Origin of the sequence: Ramlibacter sp., assembly GCF_028292805.1 — a bacterium.
In the GTDB taxonomy this organism is placed as follows: domain Bacteria; phylum Pseudomonadota; class Gammaproteobacteria; order Burkholderiales; family Burkholderiaceae_C; genus Ramlibacter.
The window spans coordinates 1-21,278 of record NZ_JAQGLS010000018.1 but is presented as its reverse complement, the minus strand read 5'-3'; the positions used below and the strand labels follow the sequence as shown (position 1 = coordinate 21,278).

19 protein-coding genes are annotated in these 21,278 nt (G+C 67.7%); 14 read left to right on the top strand and 5 right to left on the bottom strand.

Features of this window, described 5'->3' with window-relative positions; all coding sequences use genetic code 11:
- Positions 1-286: type II secretion system protein N (locus tag JWP65_RS00990; RefSeq protein ID WP_299759483.1), on the top strand; the 286-nt coding region annotated here is incomplete at its 5' end.
- A gap of 4 nt (positions 287-290) precedes the next feature.
- Here the strand turns inward: JWP65_RS00990 and JWP65_RS00985 are convergent.
- Complete coding sequence (locus tag JWP65_RS00985; RefSeq protein ID WP_299759481.1) at positions 291-1,001, bottom strand: adenosylcobinamide-GDP ribazoletransferase; 711 nt, start codon at positions 999-1,001, stop codon at positions 291-293.
- Positions 1,001-2,545 (bottom strand): threonine ammonia-lyase, biosynthetic, encoded by a 1,545-nt coding sequence (gene ilvA / locus JWP65_RS00980; RefSeq protein WP_299759479.1) that lies wholly within the window; start codon positions 2,543-2,545, stop codon positions 1,001-1,003. The genes JWP65_RS00985 and ilvA overlap by 1 nt, the downstream gene beginning before the upstream one ends.
- A 307-nt stretch (positions 2,546-2,852) precedes the next feature.
- Here ilvA and JWP65_RS00975 point away from each other — a divergent pair, with 307 nt between their 5' ends.
- Positions 2,853-3,311 carry an OsmC family protein gene (locus tag JWP65_RS00975; protein ID WP_299759477.1) on the top strand — a complete coding sequence of 153 codons (459 nt, stop codon included), beginning with the start codon at positions 2,853-2,855 and terminating at the stop codon, positions 3,309-3,311.
- Positions 3,312-3,366: 55 nt separating this feature from the next.
- Here JWP65_RS00975 and coq7 read toward each other — a convergent pair whose 3' ends face one another.
- Complete coding sequence (gene coq7 / locus JWP65_RS00970) at positions 3,367-3,984, bottom strand: 2-polyprenyl-3-methyl-6-methoxy-1,4-benzoquinone monooxygenase (RefSeq protein WP_299759475.1); 618 nt, start codon at positions 3,982-3,984, stop codon at positions 3,367-3,369.
- Positions 3,985-4,293: 309 nt separating this feature from the next.
- On the opposite strand from coq7, the gene JWP65_RS00965 reads away from it, so the two are divergent.
- The 9 genes from JWP65_RS00965 to JWP65_RS00925 all read left to right on the top strand — a co-directional run bounded on the left by JWP65_RS00965 (position 4,294) and on the right by JWP65_RS00925 (position 14,947).
- Positions 4,294-5,346 carry a porin gene (locus tag JWP65_RS00965; protein WP_299759473.1) on the top strand — a complete coding sequence of 351 codons (1,053 nt, stop codon included), beginning with the start codon at positions 4,294-4,296 and terminating at the stop codon, positions 5,344-5,346.
- An 80-nt stretch (positions 5,347-5,426) separates the two neighbouring features.
- Positions 5,427-6,188 carry a DUF3047 domain-containing protein gene (locus JWP65_RS00960; RefSeq protein WP_299759471.1) on the top strand — a complete coding sequence of 254 codons (762 nt, stop codon included), beginning with the start codon at positions 5,427-5,429 and terminating at the stop codon, positions 6,186-6,188.
- A gap of 105 nt (positions 6,189-6,293) precedes the next feature.
- Positions 6,294-7,874, top strand: a complete 1,581-nt coding sequence (locus tag JWP65_RS00955; RefSeq protein ID WP_299759469.1) for an ABC transporter substrate-binding protein — start codon at positions 6,294-6,296, stop codon at positions 7,872-7,874.
- 146 nt (positions 7,875-8,020) lie between these two features.
- Positions 8,021-9,001 carry an ABC transporter permease gene (locus JWP65_RS00950; protein WP_299759467.1) on the top strand — a complete coding sequence of 327 codons (981 nt, stop codon included), beginning with the start codon at positions 8,021-8,023 and terminating at the stop codon, positions 8,999-9,001.
- Positions 9,001-10,227, top strand: coding sequence for a M20 aminoacylase family protein (locus JWP65_RS00945; protein WP_299759465.1), 1,227 nt, complete (start codon positions 9,001-9,003; stop codon positions 10,225-10,227). The genes JWP65_RS00950 and JWP65_RS00945 overlap by 1 nt, the downstream gene beginning before the upstream one ends.
- A 33-nt stretch (positions 10,228-10,260) precedes the next feature.
- Positions 10,261-11,835 (top strand): ABC transporter substrate-binding protein, encoded by a 1,575-nt coding sequence (locus tag JWP65_RS00940; protein WP_299759463.1) that lies wholly within the window; start codon positions 10,261-10,263, stop codon positions 11,833-11,835.
- 49 nt (positions 11,836-11,884) lie between these two features.
- The gene (locus tag JWP65_RS00935; RefSeq protein WP_299759461.1) at positions 11,885-12,796 is read left to right on the top strand and encodes an ABC transporter permease; all 912 of its coding nucleotides are present in this window, start codon (positions 11,885-11,887) and stop codon (positions 12,794-12,796) included.
- Between the two features lie 97 nt (positions 12,797-12,893).
- Complete coding sequence (locus tag JWP65_RS00930; protein WP_299759459.1) at positions 12,894-13,871, top strand: ABC transporter ATP-binding protein; 978 nt, start codon at positions 12,894-12,896, stop codon at positions 13,869-13,871.
- Positions 13,868-14,947, top strand: coding sequence for an ABC transporter ATP-binding protein (locus tag JWP65_RS00925; protein ID WP_299759457.1), 1,080 nt, complete (start codon positions 13,868-13,870; stop codon positions 14,945-14,947). Before JWP65_RS00930 ends, JWP65_RS00925 begins: the two co-directional genes overlap by 4 nt.
- A 67-nt stretch (positions 14,948-15,014) precedes the next feature.
- Here JWP65_RS00925 and zwf read toward each other — a convergent pair whose 3' ends face one another.
- On the bottom strand, positions 15,015-16,469 hold the full coding sequence (gene zwf / locus JWP65_RS00920) for a glucose-6-phosphate dehydrogenase (RefSeq protein WP_299759455.1): 1,455 nt from the start codon (positions 16,467-16,469) through the stop codon (positions 15,015-15,017).
- Positions 16,470-16,560: 91 nt separating this feature from the next.
- Between zwf and tal the strand changes: the two genes are divergently transcribed.
- Genes tal through JWP65_RS00905 form a run of 3 tightly spaced genes read left to right on the top strand, consistent with a single transcriptional unit; the run spans position 16,561 to position 19,478 of the window.
- Entirely contained in the window at positions 16,561-17,508 is a 948-nt protein-coding gene (tal, locus tag JWP65_RS00915; protein WP_299759453.1) for a transaldolase, read from the top strand.
- A gap of 4 nt (positions 17,509-17,512) precedes the next feature.
- Positions 17,513-19,069 (top strand): glucose-6-phosphate isomerase, encoded by a 1,557-nt coding sequence (pgi, locus tag JWP65_RS00910; RefSeq protein WP_299759451.1) that lies wholly within the window; start codon positions 17,513-17,515, stop codon positions 19,067-19,069.
- 46 nt (positions 19,070-19,115) lie between these two features.
- Positions 19,116-19,478, top strand: a complete 363-nt coding sequence (locus JWP65_RS00905; RefSeq protein ID WP_299759449.1) for a DUF805 domain-containing protein — start codon at positions 19,116-19,118, stop codon at positions 19,476-19,478.
- A 202-nt stretch (positions 19,479-19,680) separates the two neighbouring features.
- Here the strand turns inward: JWP65_RS00905 and groL are convergent, their stop codons facing one another.
- The gene (gene groL / locus JWP65_RS00900) at positions 19,681-21,276 is read right to left on the bottom strand and encodes a chaperonin GroEL (RefSeq protein ID WP_299759446.1); all 1,596 of its coding nucleotides are present in this window, start codon (positions 21,274-21,276) and stop codon (positions 19,681-19,683) included.
- Positions 21,277-21,278 lie beyond the last annotated feature (2 nt).

The following is a 21,278-nucleotide window of genomic DNA, read 5'->3' as shown; positions in this document are numbered from 1 at the left end:
CCGCCTGCTGGGCGGCGTGCCGGCCGGCCCGGGCGCAGCGGCGGCAGTGCCGGTGGCCAGCCTGGCCAGCCGCTTCCAGCTGATCGGGGTGGCGGCGGGCGCCAGCTCCGGCGGCGGCGCGGCGGTGATCGCGGTCGACGGCAAGCCGGGCCGTCCTTACCGGGTGGGCAGCCTGGTGGAAGAAGGCCTGGTGCTGCAATCGGTGCAAGGGCGGCGCGCCGTGCTGGCTGCCATGGGCGGGCCGCCGGCGCTGACACTGGAGCTGCCGCCGTTCCGCAAGCAATAGCGCCTCAGCCGCGCAGGCCGAACGCCGCTCCCAGGTAGAACGCCGCTTCGCACACCTGCTGGATCGCGCCCAGGCTGCCAGCGCCCAGTGCCTGCAGGCGCTGGCGGCGCGCCAGCACCACGAAAGCCAGGCCGCTGGCGGCCAGGGCCGCCAGCACGAACGCCGGCCCGCCGGCCGTCAGCATCAGCAGCAGCGCCGGCAGGCACCACAGCGCGCCGATGGCCAGGCCGCCGCGCTCGGCCGGCCGCTGCGCCGCGCCCAGCACCAGCGGCCACAAGCGCGAGACGGCATGGCCGGCAAGCAGGGCGGCCAGCACGCCCGCCGCCGACTGGCTGGCCAGCACGGCCAGCAACGCCACCTTGGTCCCCACCACCAGCAGCAGCGCCAGCGTGCCGCGCGCGCCCGTGCCGTCCTGCTGCACGCTGCGCGCCAGTGCCTCTTCGTGCAGGGCGCCGGTCAGCAGCACGGTGGCGATGGTGGACAGCAAAGCGGCCACCAGCGCGCTGCCGTCGGTGTCCGGCAGCGGCAGCGAAGCCACGGCGAGCACCACGCAAGCCACCACGCCCACCAGCAGGCCGACGCCGGGCAGGTGCGGCGCGCTCGGCGCATCGCCGCTGGCGGCCGGCCATCGGGCCAGTGTCGCCGCGAGCGGCAGCCGGGTGGCGCCCTGGAGCGCCAGCAGGTAACCGCGCAGGAAAACCTGGAGGCTGGGCATCAGGTGCGCAGGAACAGCCGGTACACCGGGTTGGCGGTCTCCTCGACGTACGGGTAGCCGAGCGTGTCAAGGAAGGACTGGAAGGCCTCGGCGTCGTCCTTGGGCACCTGCATGCCCACCAGGATGCGACCGTAGTCGGCGCCCTGGTTCCGGTAGTGAAACAACGAAATGTTCCAGTTGGGCCGCATGGTGGACAGGAACTTCATCAGCGCGCCTGGCCGTTCGGGAAAGACGAAGCGCAGCAGCCGCTCGTCCTGCGCCAGCGGCGAATGGCCGCCGACCATGTGCCGCACGTGCTCCTTGGCCAGTTCGTCGTGCGTCAGGTCGAGCGCCTCGAAGCCGTGCCGCGTGAAGTTGGCGGCGACGCGGCCGGACTCGCCCTTGCCATGCGTGGCCAAGCCCAGGAAGACGTGGGCCTGGGTGGCGTCGCTGATGCGGTAGTTGAACTCGGTGACGTTGCGCGGGCCGCCCGGCAGGGTGCCGATCAGCTCGCAGAAACGGCGCAAGCTGCCGCGCTCCTCCGGGATGGTGACGGCGAACAGGGCCTCGCGCTCCTCGCCCACCTCGGCCCGCTCGGCGACGAAGCGCAGGCGGTCGAAGTTCATGTTGGCGCCGCACAGGATGGCCACGTAGGTTTCGCCGCGCGTTTTCCTTTCGGCCACGTACTGCTTGATGGCGGCCACGGCCAACGCGCCGGCCGGCTCGACGATGCTGCGGGTGTCGACGAACACGTCCTTGATGCCGGCGCAGACCGCGTCGGTGTCCACCAGCATGAACTCGTCGACCAGCTCGCGCGTGAGGCGAAAGGTCTCCTCGCCCACCAGCTTGACCGCGGTGCCGTCGGAAAACAGGCCGACGTCGGCCAGCGTGACGCGCTGCTTCGCCGCGATGGAGCGCGTCATGGCATCAGAGTCGTTCATCTGCACGCCGATCACCTTCACCTCCGGCCGCACCGCCTTGATGTAGCTGGCAACGCCCGAGATCAGGCCGCCGCCGCCGATGGCGACGAACACCGCGTCGAGCGGGCCCTGGTGCTGGCGCAGGATCTCCATGGCGATGGTGCCCTGGCCGGCGATCACGTCGGGATCGTCGAACGGGTGCACGAAGGTCAGCTGCTGCTGCAGCGCGACTTCCACGGCGTGCGTGTAAGCGTCGGAATAGCTGTCGCCGTGCAGGATGACCTCGCCGCCGAGGCCCTTGACAGCGTCGATCTTCAGCTGCGGGGTGGTGGTCGGCATCACGATCACGGCGCGGCTGCCCAGCTTGTGCGCGGACATGGCGACACCCTGTGCGTGGTTGCCGGCCGAGGCGCAGATCACGCCTGCCTTCAACTGCTCGGGCGACAGGTTCACCATCTTGTTGTAGGCGCCGCGCAGCTTGAAGCTGAACACTGCCTGCTGGTCCTCGCGCTTGAGCAGCACCTTGTTGTGCAGCCTGCGGCTGAGGTTGCGCGCCGGCTCCAACGCCGATTCGATCGCGACGTCATAGACGCGGGCGGTCAGGATCTTCTTGAGGTAATCCTCCGGCTGCAGGTGTTTTTTCATGAGCTGGAAATCATACGTGGCGCCCGCGATCAAGAAAAAAGCCCCGGAGCGCAAGGTGCGCAGGCGTGGAGCACACGATAAAAAAGCCCCCGGACCTTGCGATCCAGGGGCTAAATCCACCTTTTCGGAGGGTGGAGGAGACAACCGTTGCGCCGCGCGGCCGGGGCCAAGCTGCGTGCGTAGCGAATCGCTATGCTCTGGGGCCAGTATAGCCCGCTATTTGCTGCATTGCACAACCTCGATTGGCCATGCAGGCCGGGTTGCCGAGAATCTGTTGGCAGCAAGCCACCCCTTGATGGAGAGAAAAATGGAATGCACGGTGACGTGGACCGGTGCGAGCGGCGCGCGCTCGGGAATGGGGTTCCTGGCCGAGACCGGCAGCGGTCACACCCTGGTGATGGACGGCGCCCCCGACGAGGTCCGGCCGGACAACGGCGGCCGCAACCTGGCGCCGCGCCCGATGGAGGCCGTGCTGGCCGGCACCGGCGGCTGCACCGCCTACGACGTGGTGCTGATCCTCAAGCGGGGCCGGCACGACGTGCGCGGCTGCTCCGTCAAGCTCAGCGCCGAGCGGGCGCCGACCGACCCGAAGGTGTTCACCGCAATCCACATGCACTTCACGGTGCGTGGACTGAACCTGCCGGCGCCGGCGGTGGAGCGGGCCATTGCGATGAGCCACGAGAAGTACTGCTCGGCCAGTGCCATGCTGGCCCACACGGCGACGATGACCACCAGCTTCGACCTGGTCGACGACGGCGCTTCCTAGCCCCGGTTCGCACTGCAAGCCACTGAATAACGCCTCGGCGATCTTTCAGTGAATGTCAGATGTAGTGGGCGGTGGTGGTCATCACCCTGGCCGCCGCACGCATGGCCATCTTCACCGGCGGCGGCAACTCCACCGCCCCGGCCTGCTGCGCGCTCAAGGCGTGCGCGGCCTCGTCGTCCTTCATCTGCGCCACGATCGCACGGGATGCGTGGTCGCCCGCGGGCAGCCGCTCCAGATGGCTCTGCAGGTGGGCCTCCACCTGGCGTTCGGTCTCGACCACGAAGCCAAGGCTGACCGGATCGCCAAACCGCCCGGCGACCAGGCCCAGCCCGAAAGCGCCGGCATACCAGAGCGGATTGAGCAGCGAGGGCCGGGCCCCCAGCTCGTCCAGTCGTGACTTCGTCCAGGCCAGGTGATCCGTTTCCTCGCGGGCGGCGGCTTCCATCCGCGTGCGCAGCGCCCCGTCGCGGGTGGCCAGCGCCTGCGCCGTGTAAAGCGCCTGGGCGCACACTTCTCCGACGTGATTGACCCGCATCAGGGCAGCCGCGTGCTTGCGCTCGTCGGCCCCCAGGTGGGTGTCGTCGGCCGGCACGACCGGACAGGGCCGGGACGCGCGAGGCGTGGCAAACAAGGTTCGCAATGCGCCGTCGAAGGCGCCGATGAGGCGGTCCATCGATCGAGTGTAGGGCCGCGCATCGGGGCGGTGAATGCCGGCTGACAAAGCCTGACGTTTTTGTCATGCGGAATGACAAGGACCGTTGTTGTTGCGCATAGGGAACTCAGCCTTGGTGTGCTTGTTGTCCTTGTGCAACGAAACAGCGTCTCGCGGCCTAAATACTTTGCGAAGCGGGGGGCGGTCTGGTGGAATACGAACAACTTCCCAAAAGGAGGTTGGCCCGGGGAACCGGTGGGAGTCGGAACGTGCCTGCATTCTGACGTCCATGCGAACCGGAGCCCTATGTTTAACCTTGGAGAAACTTGCATGAAAAAGTCCCTGATTGCGCTGGCCGTGATGGCCGCCGCGGGTGCGGCTTCCGCCCAGTCGTCGGTCACCCTGTTCGGTATCGTCGACGCGACCCTGCAGTGGGGCCGTGGCGAAGTTGCCGATCGTTTCCAGCTGGGCAACTCCGGCTACAACAGCTCGCGTCTGGGCTTCCGTGGCACGGAAGATCTGGGTGGCGGCATGTCTGCTTCGTTCTGGCTGGAAGCCGGCATGAACAACGACAACGGCACCGGTGGTGGTTCGAACACGAACAACACCGCAGCTGGCGCCACCGTCGGCCAAGGCCTCATGTTCAACCGTCGTTCCACCGTCAGCCTGGCTGGCAACTGGGGCGAACTGCGTCTGGGCCGTGACTACACCCCGCAATTCTGGAACCTGACGGTCTTCGATCCGTTCGGCTTCAACGGCGTGGGCACCACCCAGCTGGCCTCCGTGGGCGGCGTGGTCGGCCCGACGGCCGTTCGTGCTTCGAACGCCATCGGCTACTTCCTGCCGGCCCGTCTGGGCGGCTTCTACGGCCAAGTGCAGTACTACACCGGCGAACAGCCTTCGAACGCTGTCAACGACGAAGACGGCGACGGCCTTGGCCTGCGCATCGGCTTCGCCCAAGGCCCGTTCAACGTGGCCCTGGGTCTGAGCCGCACCGCCAACGCTGCCGGCGACATCACCCAGCACAACCTGGGTGGTCAGTGGGACTTCGGCATGGCCCGCGTCATGGCCCAGTACGCTCGTGACGGCAACGAAGGCACGAACGTCGACGGCCGCGGCTGGCTGATCGGCGCCCTGGTGCCGGTCGGCGCCGGTGAGATCCGTGTGTCCTACTCGCGTTACCTGGTTGAGCAGGCTGGCCCGAACCCCCGCACCCAAAAGGTCGCGCTGGGCTACGTGCACAACCTGTCCAAGCGGACCGCTGTGTACACCACGATCGCCACCGTGCGCAACCGCGGTGCCGTGACGGCGCTGAACGGTTCCACCACCGGCCTGGGCGACAGCTCTTCCGGCCTGGACATCGGTATCCGTCACAGCTTCTAATTTTCGAACTGGCTTCGGCCAGTGCAGAAAAAAGAAACTTGAAAGCCGCCCTCGGGCGGCTTTTTTACGTTCGCAGCCCGATGCCTCCCCACCTGAATCTCCGTTTCCTCCTGCTCATCGCCGTCACCGGCCTGGCCGCCTGCTCCCACCTGGGCCAGGCAGCACCGCCGCTGAGCATCGCCGACTCTCCCTGGGCCGCCAGTTCGGCCGCCCCGGCCGGCGCGTTGCCCGCGCAATGGGCGCACCAGACCTTCCCCGGCAAGCGGGCCACTTCCTTCCAGTACGTGCGGCTCGACGGCCGCGACGCGATCGCGGTGCAGGCGCAGTCCTCCGCCAGCATGCTGCGCCAGCCGCTGCGGCTGGAGCCGGCCCAGCTCGGGCAGGTGCACTTTTCCTGGAAGGTGCCGGCGCTGATGGAGGAGGCCGACCTGATGCTGCGCAGCAAGGCCGACGCCGTCGTGCGCGTGGTGCTGGTGTTCGAGGGCGACCGTTCGCGCTTTTCCGCGGCCGACGCCTCCCTGTCCGAGCTGAGCCGCGCCGTCATGGGCGAGGACCTGCCTTATGCAACCCTGATGTATGTCTGGAGCAGCCAGCGACCGGCGGGGACGGTGATTCCCAGCACCCGCACCAGCCGCGTCCGCAAGCTGGTGGTCGAGTCGGGGCCGGACCGACTCGGCCGCTGGACGGACTACCAACGTGATGTGCGGACCGACTACCTCCATGCCTTCGGCGAGTCGCCCGGGGCGCTGGTGGGCGTGGGCATCATGACCGACAGCGACAACACGAAGTCGCATGCGCGGGCCTGGTACGGGCCGCTGCGCTTGGTGCCGCCGCAACCCTGACTGTCGTCTGTGCGACGGCGCCGCGCCGTGCTGCGGGAAACCCCTTTTGACCGGGCTGGCACGGCTGCTGCATATTCAGCTTTCTTTCAGACAAGAGGGTTAGCGATGAAATTCAAATTTGTCTTGCTGGCCGCGGCGGCCGCTGCGGCGCTGGCCGCTGTTCCCGCGGTGCAGGCCAAGCCGTTCAAGTGGACCAGCGCCAGCGACATCCCCACCCTGGACATCCACTCGCAGAACAACGCGCTGGGCAACGGCGTGCATGCGGCCGTCTACGACGCGCTGGTCTACTACAACAGCCAGACCTTCAAGCCCGAGCCGCAGCTGGCCACCAGCTGGCGCGAAGTCACGCCCACCCAGGTGCGCTTCACCTTGCGCACCGGCGTCAAGTTCAGTGACGGCACGCCCATGAACGCCGACGACGTGGTGTTTTCGATCATGCGGGCCATGGGCAAGACCTCCAACTACGCCGTCTACACCCAGGGCATCGACAAGGTGGTGAAGGTCAACGACAACACCGTCGACTTCATGATGAAGGGTCCCAACCCGGTGCTGCTGAACCAGCTGACCGAGCTGCGCATCATGAGCCGTGCCTGGGCCGAGAAGAACCGCTCGCTCGAAGCCAAGGACATCCGCACCAAGGACGAGACCTTCGCGCACCGCAATGCGATGGGAACCGGCCAGTTCATGGTCAAGGAATGGCAGCCGGACCAGAAGCTGGTGATGGTGCGCAACCCCAACTACTGGGGCAAGGTCGATTCGAACGTCACCGAGATCATTTACACGCCGATCAAGTCCGAGGCCACCCGGGTGGCGGCGTTGCTGTCCGGTGAAGTCGACCTCGTGCTCGACCCCAGCACCAACGACCTGGCCCGCATGCGCGCGAGCCCGGCGCTGAAGGTGATCGACGGCATCGAGAACCGCACCATCTTCTTTGGGATGGACCAGTTTCGCGACGAGCTGCCCGGCTCCAACATCAAGGGCAGGAACCCGCTCAAGGACATGAAGGTGCGGCGCGCGCTGTACCAGGCCATCGACATCGACGCGATCCACCGCGTCACCATGCGCGGCCTGAGCCAGCCCACCGGCACCATCGTCGCGCCGCAGGTGAACGGGTGGACCGAAGCGGTGCACAGGCGGATGCCGCTGGACGTCGAAGGCGCCAAGAAGCTGCTGGCCGAAGCCGGCTACCCGCAAGGCTTCGAGGTCGACTTCGCCTGCCCGAACAACCGCTACATCAACGACGAGGAAATCTGCCAGGCCGTGACGGCGATGTGGTCGCGCATCGGCGTCAAAGCCAAGCTGCGCACCCTGCCGCTGGTGACCTACTTTCCGATGATCCAGCGCCACGAGGCCAGCATCTACATGCTGGGCTGGGGCGTGCCGACCTTCGACGCGCTGTACAGCCTGCAATCGCTCACCCGCACCCTGGGCCAGGGCGGCGACGGCAACTACAACATGGGCCGCTACAGCAACCCGCGCATGGACGTCGTGGTCGACCGGGTAAAGGTCGAGACCGACCTGCCGGTGCGCAACCGGTTCCTGACCGAAGGCCTGCAACTGAGCAACGAGACGGTCTCGCACATTCCGCTGCACAACCAGATCATTCCCTGGGCGATGAAGAAGAACGTGGAAGTTGTGCACCGCGCGGACAACCGCCTCGACTGGCGGCTGATCAAGGTGAACTGAGCGCCGGCGGCCGGCCCGCGGGCACCGGGCGCCGCCTTGGCCAGGGTGCCGGTGGCCCTGCCCGATCGTTGAGGCCTAAAGGAAACCCCGGTGTCGGCACGACGCTTGCTCTGCTAGCATCGTCCGACTCTTCGCCGCCCTACCGAATGCTAGCCTTCATCCTGCGCCGCCTGATCCAGGCCATGGTCGTCATGGTCGCGGTCGCCTACATCGCGTTCCTCCTGTTCCAGTACGTGGGCGATCCGGTGGTGTTCCTGCTCGGGCAGGACGCGACACCGCAGCAGATCCGCGAACTGCGCGCGGACCTCGGCCTCGATCAGCCTTTCTTCGTGCAGTTCTGGCACTTCCTGCTCAATGCGGTGCAGGGCGAGTTCGGCCTCAGCCTGCGCCAGGGCGCCAAGGTGTCGCGTCTGATCGGCGAACGCTTCCCCGCCACCTTCGAGCTGGCGCTGGTGGCCGCCGGCCTGGCGCTGCTGATCGGCATTCCGATGGGCGTGTACGCCGCGCTGCGTCGCGGCACGTTCCTGAGCCAGGTGTTCATGACGATTTCGCTGCTCGGGGTGTCGCTGCCGACGTTCCTGATCGGCATCCTGCTGATCCTGGTCTTCGCCGTGCAGCTTGGCTGGTTTCCCAGCTTCGGCCGCGGCGAGACGGTGCAGGTGGGCTGGTGGACCAGCGGCCTGCTGACGGCCAAGGGCTGGCACCATATCGTGCTGCCAGCCATCACGCTGGCCATCTTTCAGCTGACGCTGATCATGCGGCTGGTGCGCGCCGAGATGCTGGAGGTGCTGCGCACCGACTACATCAAGTTCGCCCGCGCGCGCGGCCTGTCCAACCGCGCCATCCACTTCGGCCACGCGCTCAAGAACACGCTGGTGCCGGTGATGACCATCACCGGGCTGCAGCTCGGTGGCCTGATCGCCTTCGCCATCATCACCGAGACCGTGTTCCAGTGGCCCGGCATGGGCCTGCTGTTCATTCAGGCCGTGACCTTCGCCGACATCCCGGTGATGGCCGCCTACCTGTGCCTGATCGCGCTGATCTTCGTGGTGATCAACCTGGTGGTCGACCTGCTGTACTTCGCTGTCGATCCGCGGTTGCGCGTGGGCAGCGCGGGGGGGCACTGATGCTGGCGCCAGTCAACACGCCGCGGCTGCTCGGGCACGGTCGCGCGTTCTCGCACATCAGCCAGTTCCACCCGGAGCTGACGGCGCTGCGGCGCGACCTGCACGCGCACCCCGAACTCGGCTTCGAGGAGGTCTACACCGCGGCCCGGGTCCAGGAGGCGCTGCGCCTGTGCGGTGTGGACGAGATCCACACCGGCATCGGCAAGACCGGGGTGGTCGGCGTGGTGCGCGGCCGCTCCACGGCTTCCGGCCGCATGCTGGGCCTGCGCGCCGACATGGATGCGCTCACCATGGCCGAGTTGAACGACTTCCCCTGGAAGTCGACCAAGTCGGGAATGATGCACGGCTGCGGCCACGACGGCCACACCGCGATGCTGGTCGGCGCCGCCCGCTACCTGGCCGAAACGCGCAACTTCGACGGCACCGCCGTCCTGGTGTTCCAGCCGGGCGAGGAGGGCTTCGCCGGCGCCAAGGCCATGATCGAGGACGGCCTGTTCCAGCGCTTCCCGGTCGACGCGGTCTACGGCATGCACAACTGGCCGGGCCTCAAGCCCGGCCGCATCGGCGTCGTGCCCGGCGCCATGATGGCGGCGGCTGACCGCATCACGATCGAGATCACCGGCAAGGGCGGGCATGGCGCGCACGCCTACCTGGCGATCGACCCGGTGGTGGTCGCCGCGCACATCATCACCGCGATCCAGAGCATCGTCTCGCGCAACGTGCGGCCGCTGGACGGCGCCGTGATCAGCGTCTGCGCCATGCAGGCCGGCGACCTGCACGCGATGAGTGTGCTGCCCGGCAAGGCGACGCTGGTGGGCACCGTGCGCAGCTTCCGCCCGCAGGTGCAGGACCTGGTGGAGCGGCGCCTGCACGAGCTGTGCAGCGCCGTCGCCCTGGGCTTTGGCGCCTCCGCCACGGTGAACTACGAGCGCATCTATCCGGCCACCGTCAACTCGCAGCGCGAGTCGATGTTCGCCGCCGACGTGGCGGAGTCGCTGGTCGGGCCCGAACACGTGGTGCGCGACCTCGAGCCGAGCATGGGCGCGGAAGACTTCTCCTTCATGCTGCAGGCCAAGCCGGGCGCGTACCTGCGCATCGGCCAGGGCGGCGAGGGCAGCTGCATGCTGCACAACAGCCGCTACGACTTCAACGACGAAATCCTGCCCCTGGGCGCGGCGCTGCACGCCAGCCTGGCCGAGCAGTCCATGCCGCTCGCCGGCGCCTGAGTCCAGCGCATCCCATCCAACAAGGAATCACCCATGCAATTGAAGACCCACCTGATCGCCGCCGCCGTGCTGGGCGTGGTTGCCGTCGGCGCGCAAGCGCAGACCGTGCGCATCGCCAACCAGGGCGACGCCCTGTCGCTGGATCCGCACTCCCTGAACGAGTCGCTGCAGCTGAGCGTGACGAACAACGTCTACGAGCCGCTGGTGGGTCGCAACAAGGACCTGACCCTGGCGCCCAACCTGGCGACGTCGTGGAAGCAGACCTCGCCCACGGTCTGGCGTTTCGAGCTGCGCAAGGGCGTGCAATTCCATGACGGCACCCCGTTCACCGCCGACGACGTGATCTTCTCGCTGGCGCGCGTGGCCGGCGAAGGCTCGGACCTCAAGAGCAACGTCAACGACATCAAGGAAGTGCGCAAGGTCAACGACCACACCGTCGACATCGAAACCAAGGCGCCGTTCCCGATCCTGCCGGACGCCCTGTCCACCACCTTCATGATGAGCAAGAAGTGGTGCGAGACCAACCAGGCCATGCGCCCGGTGGACCGCCGCAAGGGCATCGAGAACGCCGCCTCGTTCCGCGCCAACGGCACCGGCCCGTACCGCGTGCGCGAGCGCCAGCCGAACGTGCGCACCGTGTTCGTGCGCAATGGCAGCTACTGGGGCAAGATCGACGGCAACGCGCAGGAGGTGGTCTTCACCCCGATCGGCAGCGACGCCACCCGCGTGGCCGCCCTGCTGTCGGGCGAGGTCGACATCATGGAGCCGGTTCCGGTGCAGGACATCGAGCGCATCAACGGCTCGGCCAACGCCAAGGTCGTGGTGGGCCCGGAGCTGCGCACCATCTTCCTGGGCATGGACCAGAAGCGCGACGAGCTGCAGTACTCCAGCGTGAAGGGCACGAACCCGTTCAAGGACAAGAAGGTGCGGCAGGCCTTCTACCAGGCGATCGACATCGACGGCATCCAGAAAACCGTGATGCGCGGCGCCTCCAAGCCGACCGCCATGATGGTCGGCCCGGGCATCAGCGGCTTCAGCGATGCCCAGAACAAGCGCCTGCCGTATGACCCGCAAGCCGCCAGGAAGCTGTTGGCCGAAGCCGGCTACCCGAACGGTTTCGAGCTGACGCTGAACTGCCCGAGCGACCGCTACGTCAACGACGCGCGGATCTGCCAGACGGTGGCCGCAAACCTGTCGCGCATCGGCGTCAAGATCAACCTGGCCGCCGAAACCAAGGGCACCTACTTTCCCAAGATCCTGCGCCGCGACACCAGCTTCTACCTGCTGGGCTGGACCCCGACCACGTACGACGGCCACAATGCGCTGAACGCGCTGATGGCCTGCCCGGACGACAAGGGCACCGGTCAGTTCAACCTGGGCAACTATTGCAGCCCGAAGGTGGACCAGCTCACGCGCGCCATCCAGTCGGAGACCGACAAGGGCAAGCGCGCCGCGATGATGAAGGAGGCTTTCGACGTTCACAGCGCCGACATCGGCCACCTGCCGCTGCACCAGCAGTCGCTGGCCTGGGGCGTGTCGAAGAAGGTCGAGCTGGTCCAGCTGGCCGACAACTACATGCCGTTCAAGTGGATTTCGGTCAAGAAGTGATTGACCGGCGCCGCGGACACGAGCCCGCGGCGCCAGCCTTGCCCCCCGCATGAAACAAGCCCTGTTCCGCTGGTACGACAGTGATGTCGGCCACAGCTTTCGCACGTCGCCGATGGCGATGGTGGCCGGCGCCATCGCCTTCCTGTGCGTCTTCTGCGCCGCCTTCGCCGGCATCGTGGCGCCGCACAACCCGTTCGACCTCACCACCCTGGTGCTGAGCGACGCGCGGCTGCCGCCTGCCTGGATCGAGCCGGGCAGCATGAAGTACGTACTGGGCACCGACGACCAGGGCCGCGACATCCTGTCGGCGCTGATGTACGGCGCCCGCATCTCGCTGGTGGTCGGCGCCATCTCGGTGGTGCTGTCGATGCTGATCGGCGTCGGTCTCGGCCTGCTGGCGGGCTTTCGCGGCGGCTGGATCGACGCCTTCCTGATGCGCCTGTGCGACGTCATGCTCAGCTTCCCGGCCATCCTGGTGGCCTTGCTGATCGCCGGCGTCGGCCGCGCCCTGTTCCCCAACGCGCACGACACCGTCGCCTTCGGCGTCCTGATCGTGTCACTCACGCTGACCGGCTGGGTGCAGTACGCCCGCACCGTGCGCGGCTCCACCATGGTGGAGCGCAACAAGGAGTACGTGCAGGCGGCCAGGGTGACGGGCGTGGCGCCACTGCGCATCATGTTCCGCCACGTGCTGCCCAACGTCACCGGCCCGGTGCTGGTGCTGGCCACCATCCACGTGGCCACGGCGATCATCACCGAGGCCACCCTGTCGTTCCTGGGCGTGGGCGTGCCGCCCACCTCACCGTCGCTCGGCACGCTGATCCGCGTGGGCAACGATTACCTGTTCTCCGGCGAGTGGTGGATCACCGTCTGGCCTGGCGTCATGCTGATCCTGATCGCGCTGTCGGTGAACCTGCTGGGCGACTGGCTGCGCGACGCCCTGAACCCGAGACTGCGTTGAAAATGTTGGCCCCCACGCTTGTCACCTCGTGTACTGCGCTGCCCCCCGAGGGGGCTTGGGCCGCCTTGGGGCGGCCCGGCGGCGACCGAGCACCTCTATGAGTCTCCTCCAGGTCCAGAACCTCGTGGTCGAATTCCCGAGCCGGCGCGGCACGCTGCGCGCGCTCGACGACATTTCCTTCGAGATCGCCCCGGGCGAGATCCTGGGCGTGGTGGGCGAATCCGGCGCCGGCAAGTCGCTCACCGGCGCTTCCATCATCGGCCTGCTGGAGCCGCCGGGCCGCATCGCTTCGGGCCGGATCCTGCTGGAAGGCGAGCGCATCGACAACCTGCCGTTCGAGCGCATGCGCCACATCCGCGGCCGCAAGATCGGCGCCATCTTCCAGGACCCGCTGACCTCGCTGAACCCGCTGTACACCATCGGCCGCCAGCTGACCGAAACCATCCTGGCCCACCTGCCGGTCAGCAACGACGAAGCGCGCCGGCGCGCGATCGGCCTGCTGGAAGACACCGGCATTCCGGCCGCCGCCCAGCGCGTCGACCACTATCCGCACCAGTTTTCCGGCGGCATGCGCCAGCGCGTCGTGATCGCGCTGGCGCTGGCGGCGGAGCCCAAGCTGATCGTGGCGGATGAGCCGACCACGGCGCTCGACGTCTCGATCCAGGCGCAGATCATCCAGCTGCTCAAGCGGATCTGCAAGGACCGCGGGGCCGCCGTCATGTTGATCACGCACGACATGGGCGTGATCGCCGAAACCTGCGACCGCGTGGCCGTGATGTACGCGGGCCGCATCGGAGAGATCGGGCCGGTGCACGAGGTGATCAACACGCCCGCGCATCCCTACACCATGGGCCTGATGGCGGCGATTCCAGACATCACCATCGACCGCGAGCGCCTCAACCAGATCGACGGCGCGATGCCGCGGCTGAACGCCATCCCGCCCGGCTGCGCCTACAACCCGCGCTGCCCGCGCGTGTTCGAGCGCTGCACCCGCGAACGCCCGGACCTGCTGGACGCTGGCGCCACCCGCGCCGCCTGCTGGCTGCACGACGTCAACGCGGAGGTCCCGGCATGAGCAGGACCCTCGCACCGGGCATGGGTTCGCTGCCTGTCCACTCAGGCGAGCGGGCCGAGGCGAGGGGGGCCGCAGATGCAGCCACCGCGCCCCTGGTCCAGGCCCGCGACCTGGCCAAGACCTTCGACGTGTCCGCGCCCTGGCTGAACCGCGTTCTGGAGCGCAAGCCGCGCACGCTGCTGCGCGCCGTGGACGGCGTCAGCTTTGACATCCAGCGCGGCCAGACGCTGGCGCTGGTCGGCGAGTCCGGCTGCGGCAAGAGCACGGTGGCGCGGCTGCTGGTCGGCCTGTACGAGCCCACGCGCGGCGGCCTCACCTTCGACGGGCAGGACGCGCATGCGGCGTTCAAGACCCCGGAAGGCAACAAGCTGCGCCGCCGCATCCAGATGATCTTCCAGGATCCTTATGCCAGCCTGAACCCGCGCTGGAAGGTGGAGGCCATCGTGGGCGAGCCGCTCAAGGAACACCGGCTGGTGACCGATCCCGCGCAGCTCAAGCAGCGGGTCGGCGAACTGCTGACCTCGGTCGGCCTGAGCCCGCAAGACATGGTCAAGTACCCCCACCAGTTCTCCGGCGGCCAGCGCCAGCGCATTTCGATCGCGCGTGCCCTGGCCACCGAGCCGGAGTTCCTGGTTTGCGACGAGCCCACCTCGGCGCTCGACGTGAGCGTGCAGGCGCAGGTGCTCAACATCATGAAGGACCTGCAGCGCAAGCAGGGCCTGACCTATTTGTTCATCTCGCACAACCTGGCGGTGGTGCGGCACGTGAGCGACCAGGTCGGCGTGATGTACCTGGGCCGCATCGTCGAGGTGGCCGGCAAGCACCAGCTGTTCGGCAACCCGCGGCACCCGTACACGCGGATGCTGCTGGACGCGATCCCGAAGATGCACGACATCGGCCGGGCCCGCACGCCGGTTTCGGGCGAGGTGCCGAACCCGCTGAACCCGCCGAGCGGCTGCACCTTCAACCCGCGCTGCCCGCACGCCAACGAGCGCTGCCGCGTGGAGCGGCCGGCGTTGCTTGACATCCAGGGGACGCGGGTGGCTTGCCACGCGGTGGAAGAGGGAAGGATCTAGGGCGGGAGGAAGGGAGGAGGGACTAGGGGAAACAGCCAATCCTCCTATCACCCCTAACCCCTCGACCTCAGCACTCCTCGCTCCAGCAGTGCCCGGCCCGGGCGATCATCCCGCTCGACGCGCTCGGGCCCCAGGTGCCTGCCGCGTAGATGCGCGGCTCCCGCTGGTCGCTGCGCCAGTGTTCCAGCAGCGGCTCGACCCAGCGCCAGGCTTCCTCCTGTTCGTCGCTGCGCACGAACAGGTTCAGCCGGCCGGCGATCACGTCGAGCAGCAGGCGCTCGTAGGCGCCGACGCGCTCGGTGCCAAAGCGCTTGTCGAAGTCCAGGTTCAGCTGCACCGGCGCCAGCGTCGAGCCGTTGCGGCGGTTTTCCTGGCCTTGCGCCAGCAGGTGCATCTCCAGCCCGTCGCGCGGCTGCAGGTGGATCACCAGCTTGTTCGAGGTGCCCGGCGGCGCGTTGAAGATGGCGTGCGGCGCCTCGCGAAAGTTCACCACGATGTGCGCTTCGCGCGCGGCCAGCCGCTTGCCGGTGCGGATGTAGAACGGCACCCCGGCCCAGCGCCAGCTGGCGATGTCGGCGCGCAAGCCGACGAAGGTTTCGGTTCGGCTGTCGGGGTCCACGCCGGGCTCATCCCGGTAGCCGATCACCGACTCGCCGTTGACCTTGCCGGGGCCGTACTGGCCCCGCACCACGTGCTGGTCCAGCGTCTCCGGGGTCCAGGGCTTGAGCGAGCGCAGCACCTTGAGCTTCTCGTCGCGGATGGCGTCGGCATGGGCATTGATCGGCGGCTCCATCGCCAGCGCGCACAGCAATTGCAGCGCGTGGTTCTGAACCATGTCGCGCAAGGCGCCGGTGCTGTCGTAGAAGGCGCCGCGCTTTTCCACGCCGAAGTCCTCGGCGATCGTGATCTGGATGTTGGAGATGTGTTCGCGCCGCCACACCGGCTCGAACAGGGCGTTGCCAAAGCGCAGGGCGAACAGGTTCTGCACCGCCGGCTTGCCCAGGTAATGGTCGATGCGGAAGACCTGCTTTTCGCTCAGCACCTGGCGCACCGCCTCGTTGATCGCGCGGTTGGACGCCAGGTCATGGCCCAGCGGCTTTTCCAGCACCAGCCGCGTGTTGGGGCGGTTCAGCCCGGCGGCCGCGGCCTGCTGCACCACGGTGGTGAACAGCGCCGGGGCCGTGGCGAGGTACATCACCACGGTTTCGGCCTGGCGCTCGCGCAGGGTGGCGGCGAGCCTGGCGTAGTCCTGCGGCTGTGACAGGTCCACCCGCAGGTAGTGCAGCAGCCCGGCAAAGCGCTCGAACTCCTGCGGCGTCGGCCGCTTGTCGAGGTCCACCGCGTCGAAGCGCGAGCGGATCAGGGCGCGGTACTGGTCGTCGCTCAGGTCGTCGCGCGCGATGCCGATGATGCGGCCGTCCGGCGGCAGGGTGCCGTGGCGGAAGGCCTGGAACAGGGCCGGCATCAACTTGCGCCAGGCAAGGTCGCCGGTCCCGCCGAAGAGGACGAGGTCGAAGCTCATGGGACTTTCGAAGCTGGCGACCACTGTACTTGGTTTGCGGCGGAAGCGGCCCGCGGGCCACGTGCGGCCAAGGCCGCTTCATAATCGCTCGATGAACCAACTGGATGCATTGAAGCAGTTGACGACGGTGGTCGCCGACACCGGCGACTTCCGCCAACTGGCGCAATACCAGCCGCAGGACGCCACCACCAACCCTTCGCTGATCCTCAAGGCGGTGCAGAAGGCCGATTACGCCCCGCTGCTCAAGGAGACGGTGCAGCGCTTCAAAGGCAAGCCGATCGACGAAACCATGGATCGCTTGCTGGTGCGCTTTGGCTGCGAGATCCTGCAGACCATCCCGGGCCGGGTCTCGACCGAGGTCGATGCGCGCCTGAGCTTCGACGGCAACGCCAGCTTCACCCGGGGCGAACGCATCATCGAGCTGTACCAGGCCGAGGGCGTGCCGCTGGATCGCGTGCTGATCAAGGTGGCCGCCACCTGGGAAGGCATCGCGGCGGCGGCGCGGCTGCAGCGGCGCGGCATCAACACCAACCTGACCCTGCTGTTCTCGTTCTGCCAGGCCGTGGCCTGCGGTCAGGCCAAGGTGCAGCTGATCTCGCCTTTCGTCGGCCGGATTTACGACTGGCACAAGAAAAGCGCGGGCGCCGGCTGGGACGAGGCAGCGCGCGCCGGCGCCAACGATCCCGGTGTGCAATCAGTGCGGCAGATCTACGAGTACTACAAGTACTTCGGCATCGCCACCGAGGTGATGGGCGCGAGCTTTCGCAACATCGGCCAGATCCTGGCGCTGGCCGGTTGCGACCTGCTCACCATCAGCCCCGAGCTGCTGGCGCAGCTGGCGGCCAGCCAGGCGCCGGTGCAGCGCGCGCTGGATCCGGCGCAGGCCAAGGCCGCGAACATCGAGCCGGTGAGCTACGACGAGGCCGGATTCCGCTATGCGCTGAACGAGGACGCGATGGCGACCGAGAAGCTGGCCGAAGGCATCCGCGCCTTCGCGGCGGACGCCGTCAAGCTCGAACACCTGATGCGGGCGGGCTGAGGCCATGGCACCGAGCCGCATCCGCTGCGACCGCACGGCTGCGTGGGGGCAGCTGGCGCGGCACTTCGACGCCGGTGGCCGGACCTTCGATCTGCGCCGGGCCTTCGACGTCGACGCCGGCCGCTTCGAGGCCTTCAGCCAGCAGGCGCCGCACCTGTTCGCGGACCTGTCGAAGAACCTGCTCGATGCGGACACCCAGGCTTTGCTGCTGGCGCTGGCGCGCGAGTGCGGACTCGAATCGCACCGCGCTGCGATGTTCGCCGGCGAGGCGGTCAACAGCACCGAGAACCGGGCCGTCAAGCACTGGTTGCTGCGCGGCGGTGGCCAGCCAGGCGACGCCGATGCCGAGGCGACGCGCGCCACGCTGGCCGCGATGCTGGCCTACGCCGAACAGGTGCGCGCCGATGCGGCCATCACCGACGTGGTCAACATCGGCATCGGTGGCTCCGACCTGGGCCCGCAGATGGCCGTGGCCGCGCTCCACGCCCATGTCATCGCCGGCAAGCGCTTCCACTTCGTCTCCAACGTCGACGGCCATGAGCTGGCCGCGGTGCTGCACGGCCTGCGCCCCGAAAGCACGCTGTTCCTGGTCGCCTCGAAAACCTTCAGCACGCTCGAGACCATGACCAATGCGCGCTCGGCCAGGCGCTGGTTCGAGGAGAAAGGCGGCAGCGACACGGCGCGCCACTTCGCCGCGCTGACCAGCAACGTCGAGGCCGCGCGCGCGTTCGGCATCACCACAACCTTCGGCTTCTGGGACTGGGTGGGCGGGCGCTACTCGCTGTGGTCGGCGATCGGCCAGCCGATCGCCATCGCCCTCGGCGCCGCCGGCTTTCGCGAGCTGCTGGCCGGCGCCCAAGCGATGGACCGGCACTTTGCCGAGCAACCGCTGGAGCAGAAACTGCCGGTGCGGCTGGGCCTGCTGGACGTCTGGTACCGCAACTTCCACGGCTTTTCCAGTCGCAGCATCGCGCCGTACCACAGCGCGCTGCGCCGCCTGCCGGCCTACCTGCAGCAGCTGGAGATGGAAAGCAATGGCAAGAGCGTGGACACCGACGGCCAGCCGCTGCCTTATGGCACCTCGCCGGTGCTGTGGGGCGAGCCGGGCACCAACGGCCAGCACGCCTACTTCCAGATGCTGCACCAGGGCACCGACCGGGTGCCGGTGGAGTTCATCGCTGTGCGCGAACCGGCGCACGAACTGCCGGCGCACCATGAGCTGCTGCTGGCCAACGCCGTGGCGCAGGCCCAGGCGCTGATGCAGGGCAAGCCGGACGCTGGCGGCCACCGCAACTTCGCCGGCAACCGGCCCAGCACCTTCTTCGTGCTGGACGCGCTGACGCCGGCCAGCCTGGGCGCGCTGCTGGCGCTGCACGAGCACCGCGTGTTCACCAGCGGCAGCGTCTGGGGCATCGACAGCTTCGACCAGTGGGGAGTGGAGCTGGGCAAAGTGCTGGCGCAGGACGTCGCCGGGCGCCTGGCCAGCGGCGACATCGACGGACTGGATGGCTCCACCGCCGGTCTGCTGCGCCGCCTCGGTGCTGGGCGAACTGAGTCGTAACGCCTATCATCCCGCCGGGGACCATACCCCGAGGAGCGAGAACGCGATGAATTTCACCGAAGCCGTCAAGGCCTGCCTCCAGAACTACGCCACTTTCACGGGCCGCGCCGGCAGGCCCGAGTACTGGTGGTTCGCCCTGTTCCAGGTCGTCGTGATTCTGGTCTTGAGCATGGTGAACTCCTGGCTTGGCAACATTGCCTCGCTGGCACTGCTGGTGCCCGCACTGGCCGTGGGCGCGCGGCGCATGCACGACATGGGCAAGAGCGGCTGGTGGCAACTGGTGTGGCTCGTCCCCCTGGTGGGCTGGGCAATCATGATCTACTGGCTGGTGCAGCCCAGCCAGGGAGCCAACCAGTACGGCCAGCTGGCAGTGTCGCCCGATGGCGCGACGGCGATGCCCGGCCAGTAAAGCAGGAAACGGCCAGAGAAAAAGCCGCTCCGAGGAGCGGCTTTTTCTTTGGTGCCGGATCGCCGGATCGCCGGATCGCCGGATCGCGGCGCGCAAGGCGATCCCCATGAGAAAAGCCCGGCTGTGCCGGGCTTTTCGAGCTGACTGGATTGGCTGTTCACCACCACTCTCAAACCGCTTTCGCGGTTTGAGAGTGAATGACTTACATGTCCATGCCGCCCATGCCGCCCATCCCGCCCATGCCGCCGCCCATGCCGCCGCCGGCGCCGGACTCTTCCTTCGGGGCTTCGGCGACCATGGCTTCGGTCGTCAGCATCAGGGACGCGACCGACGCGGCGTTCTGCAGCGCGGTGCGGGTCACCTTGGTCGGGTCCAGGATGCCCATGTCGATCATGTCGCCATAGGTGTCGTTGGCGGCGTTGAAGCCGTAGTTGCCCTTGCCGGCCAGCACCGCGGCCACCACGACGGAGGCTTCGCCACCGGCGTTGTAGACGATCTCGCGCAGGGGCGACTCGATGGCCTTGAGCACCAGCTTGATGCCGGCTTCCTGGTCGGCGTTGTCGCCCTTGATCTCGCCGGCGGTCTGCTTGGCGCGCAGCAGCGCGACGCCACCACCGGCCACGATGCCTTCTTCGACCGCAGCGCGGGTGGCGTGCAGCGCGTCTTCCACGCGGGCCTTCTTTTCCTTCATCTCGACTTCGGTCGCGGCGCCCACCTTGATCAGCGCAACACCGCCGGCCAGCTTGGCCACGCGTTCCTGCAGCTTTTCACGGTCGTAGTCGCTGGTGGATTCCTCGATCTGGACGCGGACCTGCTTGACGCGGGCCTCGATGTCGCCGGCAGCGCCGCCGCCGTCGATGATCGTGGTGTTTTCCTTGACCACTTCGATGCGCTTGGCCTGGCCCAGGTCGGCCAGCGTCACCTTCTCGAGCGTCAGGCCCACTTCTTCAGCGATGACCTTGCCGCCCGTCAGGATGGCGATGTCTTCCAGCATGGCCTTGCGGCGGTCGCCGAAGCCCGGCGCCTTGACGGCCACGACCTTCAGGATGCCGCGGATGGTGTTGACCACCAGCGTGGCCAGCGCCTCGCCTTCGACTTCTTCGGCAATGATCAGCAGCGGACGGCCGGCCTTGGCCACTTGCTCCAGCACGGGCAGCAGGTCGCGGATGTTGCTGATCTTCTTGTCGAACAGCAGCACGAACGGGTTGTCCAGCAACGCCGATTGCTTCTCGGGGTTGTTGATGAAGTAGGGCGACAGGTAGCCGCGGTCGAACTGCATGCCTTCGACCACGTCGAGTTCGCTGTCCAGGCTCTTGCCGTCTTCGACGGTGATGACGCCTTCCTTGCCGACCTTGTCCATCGCGTCGGCGATGAGCTTGCCGATGGTTTCGTCGCTATTGGCCGAGATCGAGCCGACCTGCGCGATTTCCTTCGACGTGGTGGTGGGCTTGGAAGCCTTCTTCAGCTCCTCGACCAGGGCCGTCACGGCCTTGTCGATGCCGCGCTTGAGGTCCATCGGGTTGGCGCCGGCGGTGACGTTCTTGAGGCCCTCGCGGACCATCGCCTGGGCCAGGACCGTGGCGGTCGTGGTGCCGTCACCGGCCACGTCGTCGGTCTTCTTGGCGACCTCCTTGACCAGCTCGGCACCGATCTTCTCGTACGGGTCCTCGAGTTCGATGTCCTTGGCGACGGAGACGCCGTCCTTGGTGATCGTGGGTGCACCCCACTTCTTCTCGAGGACGACGTTGCGGCCCTTCGGGCCGAGCGTTACGGCGACAGCGTCGGCGAGCTGGTTCATGC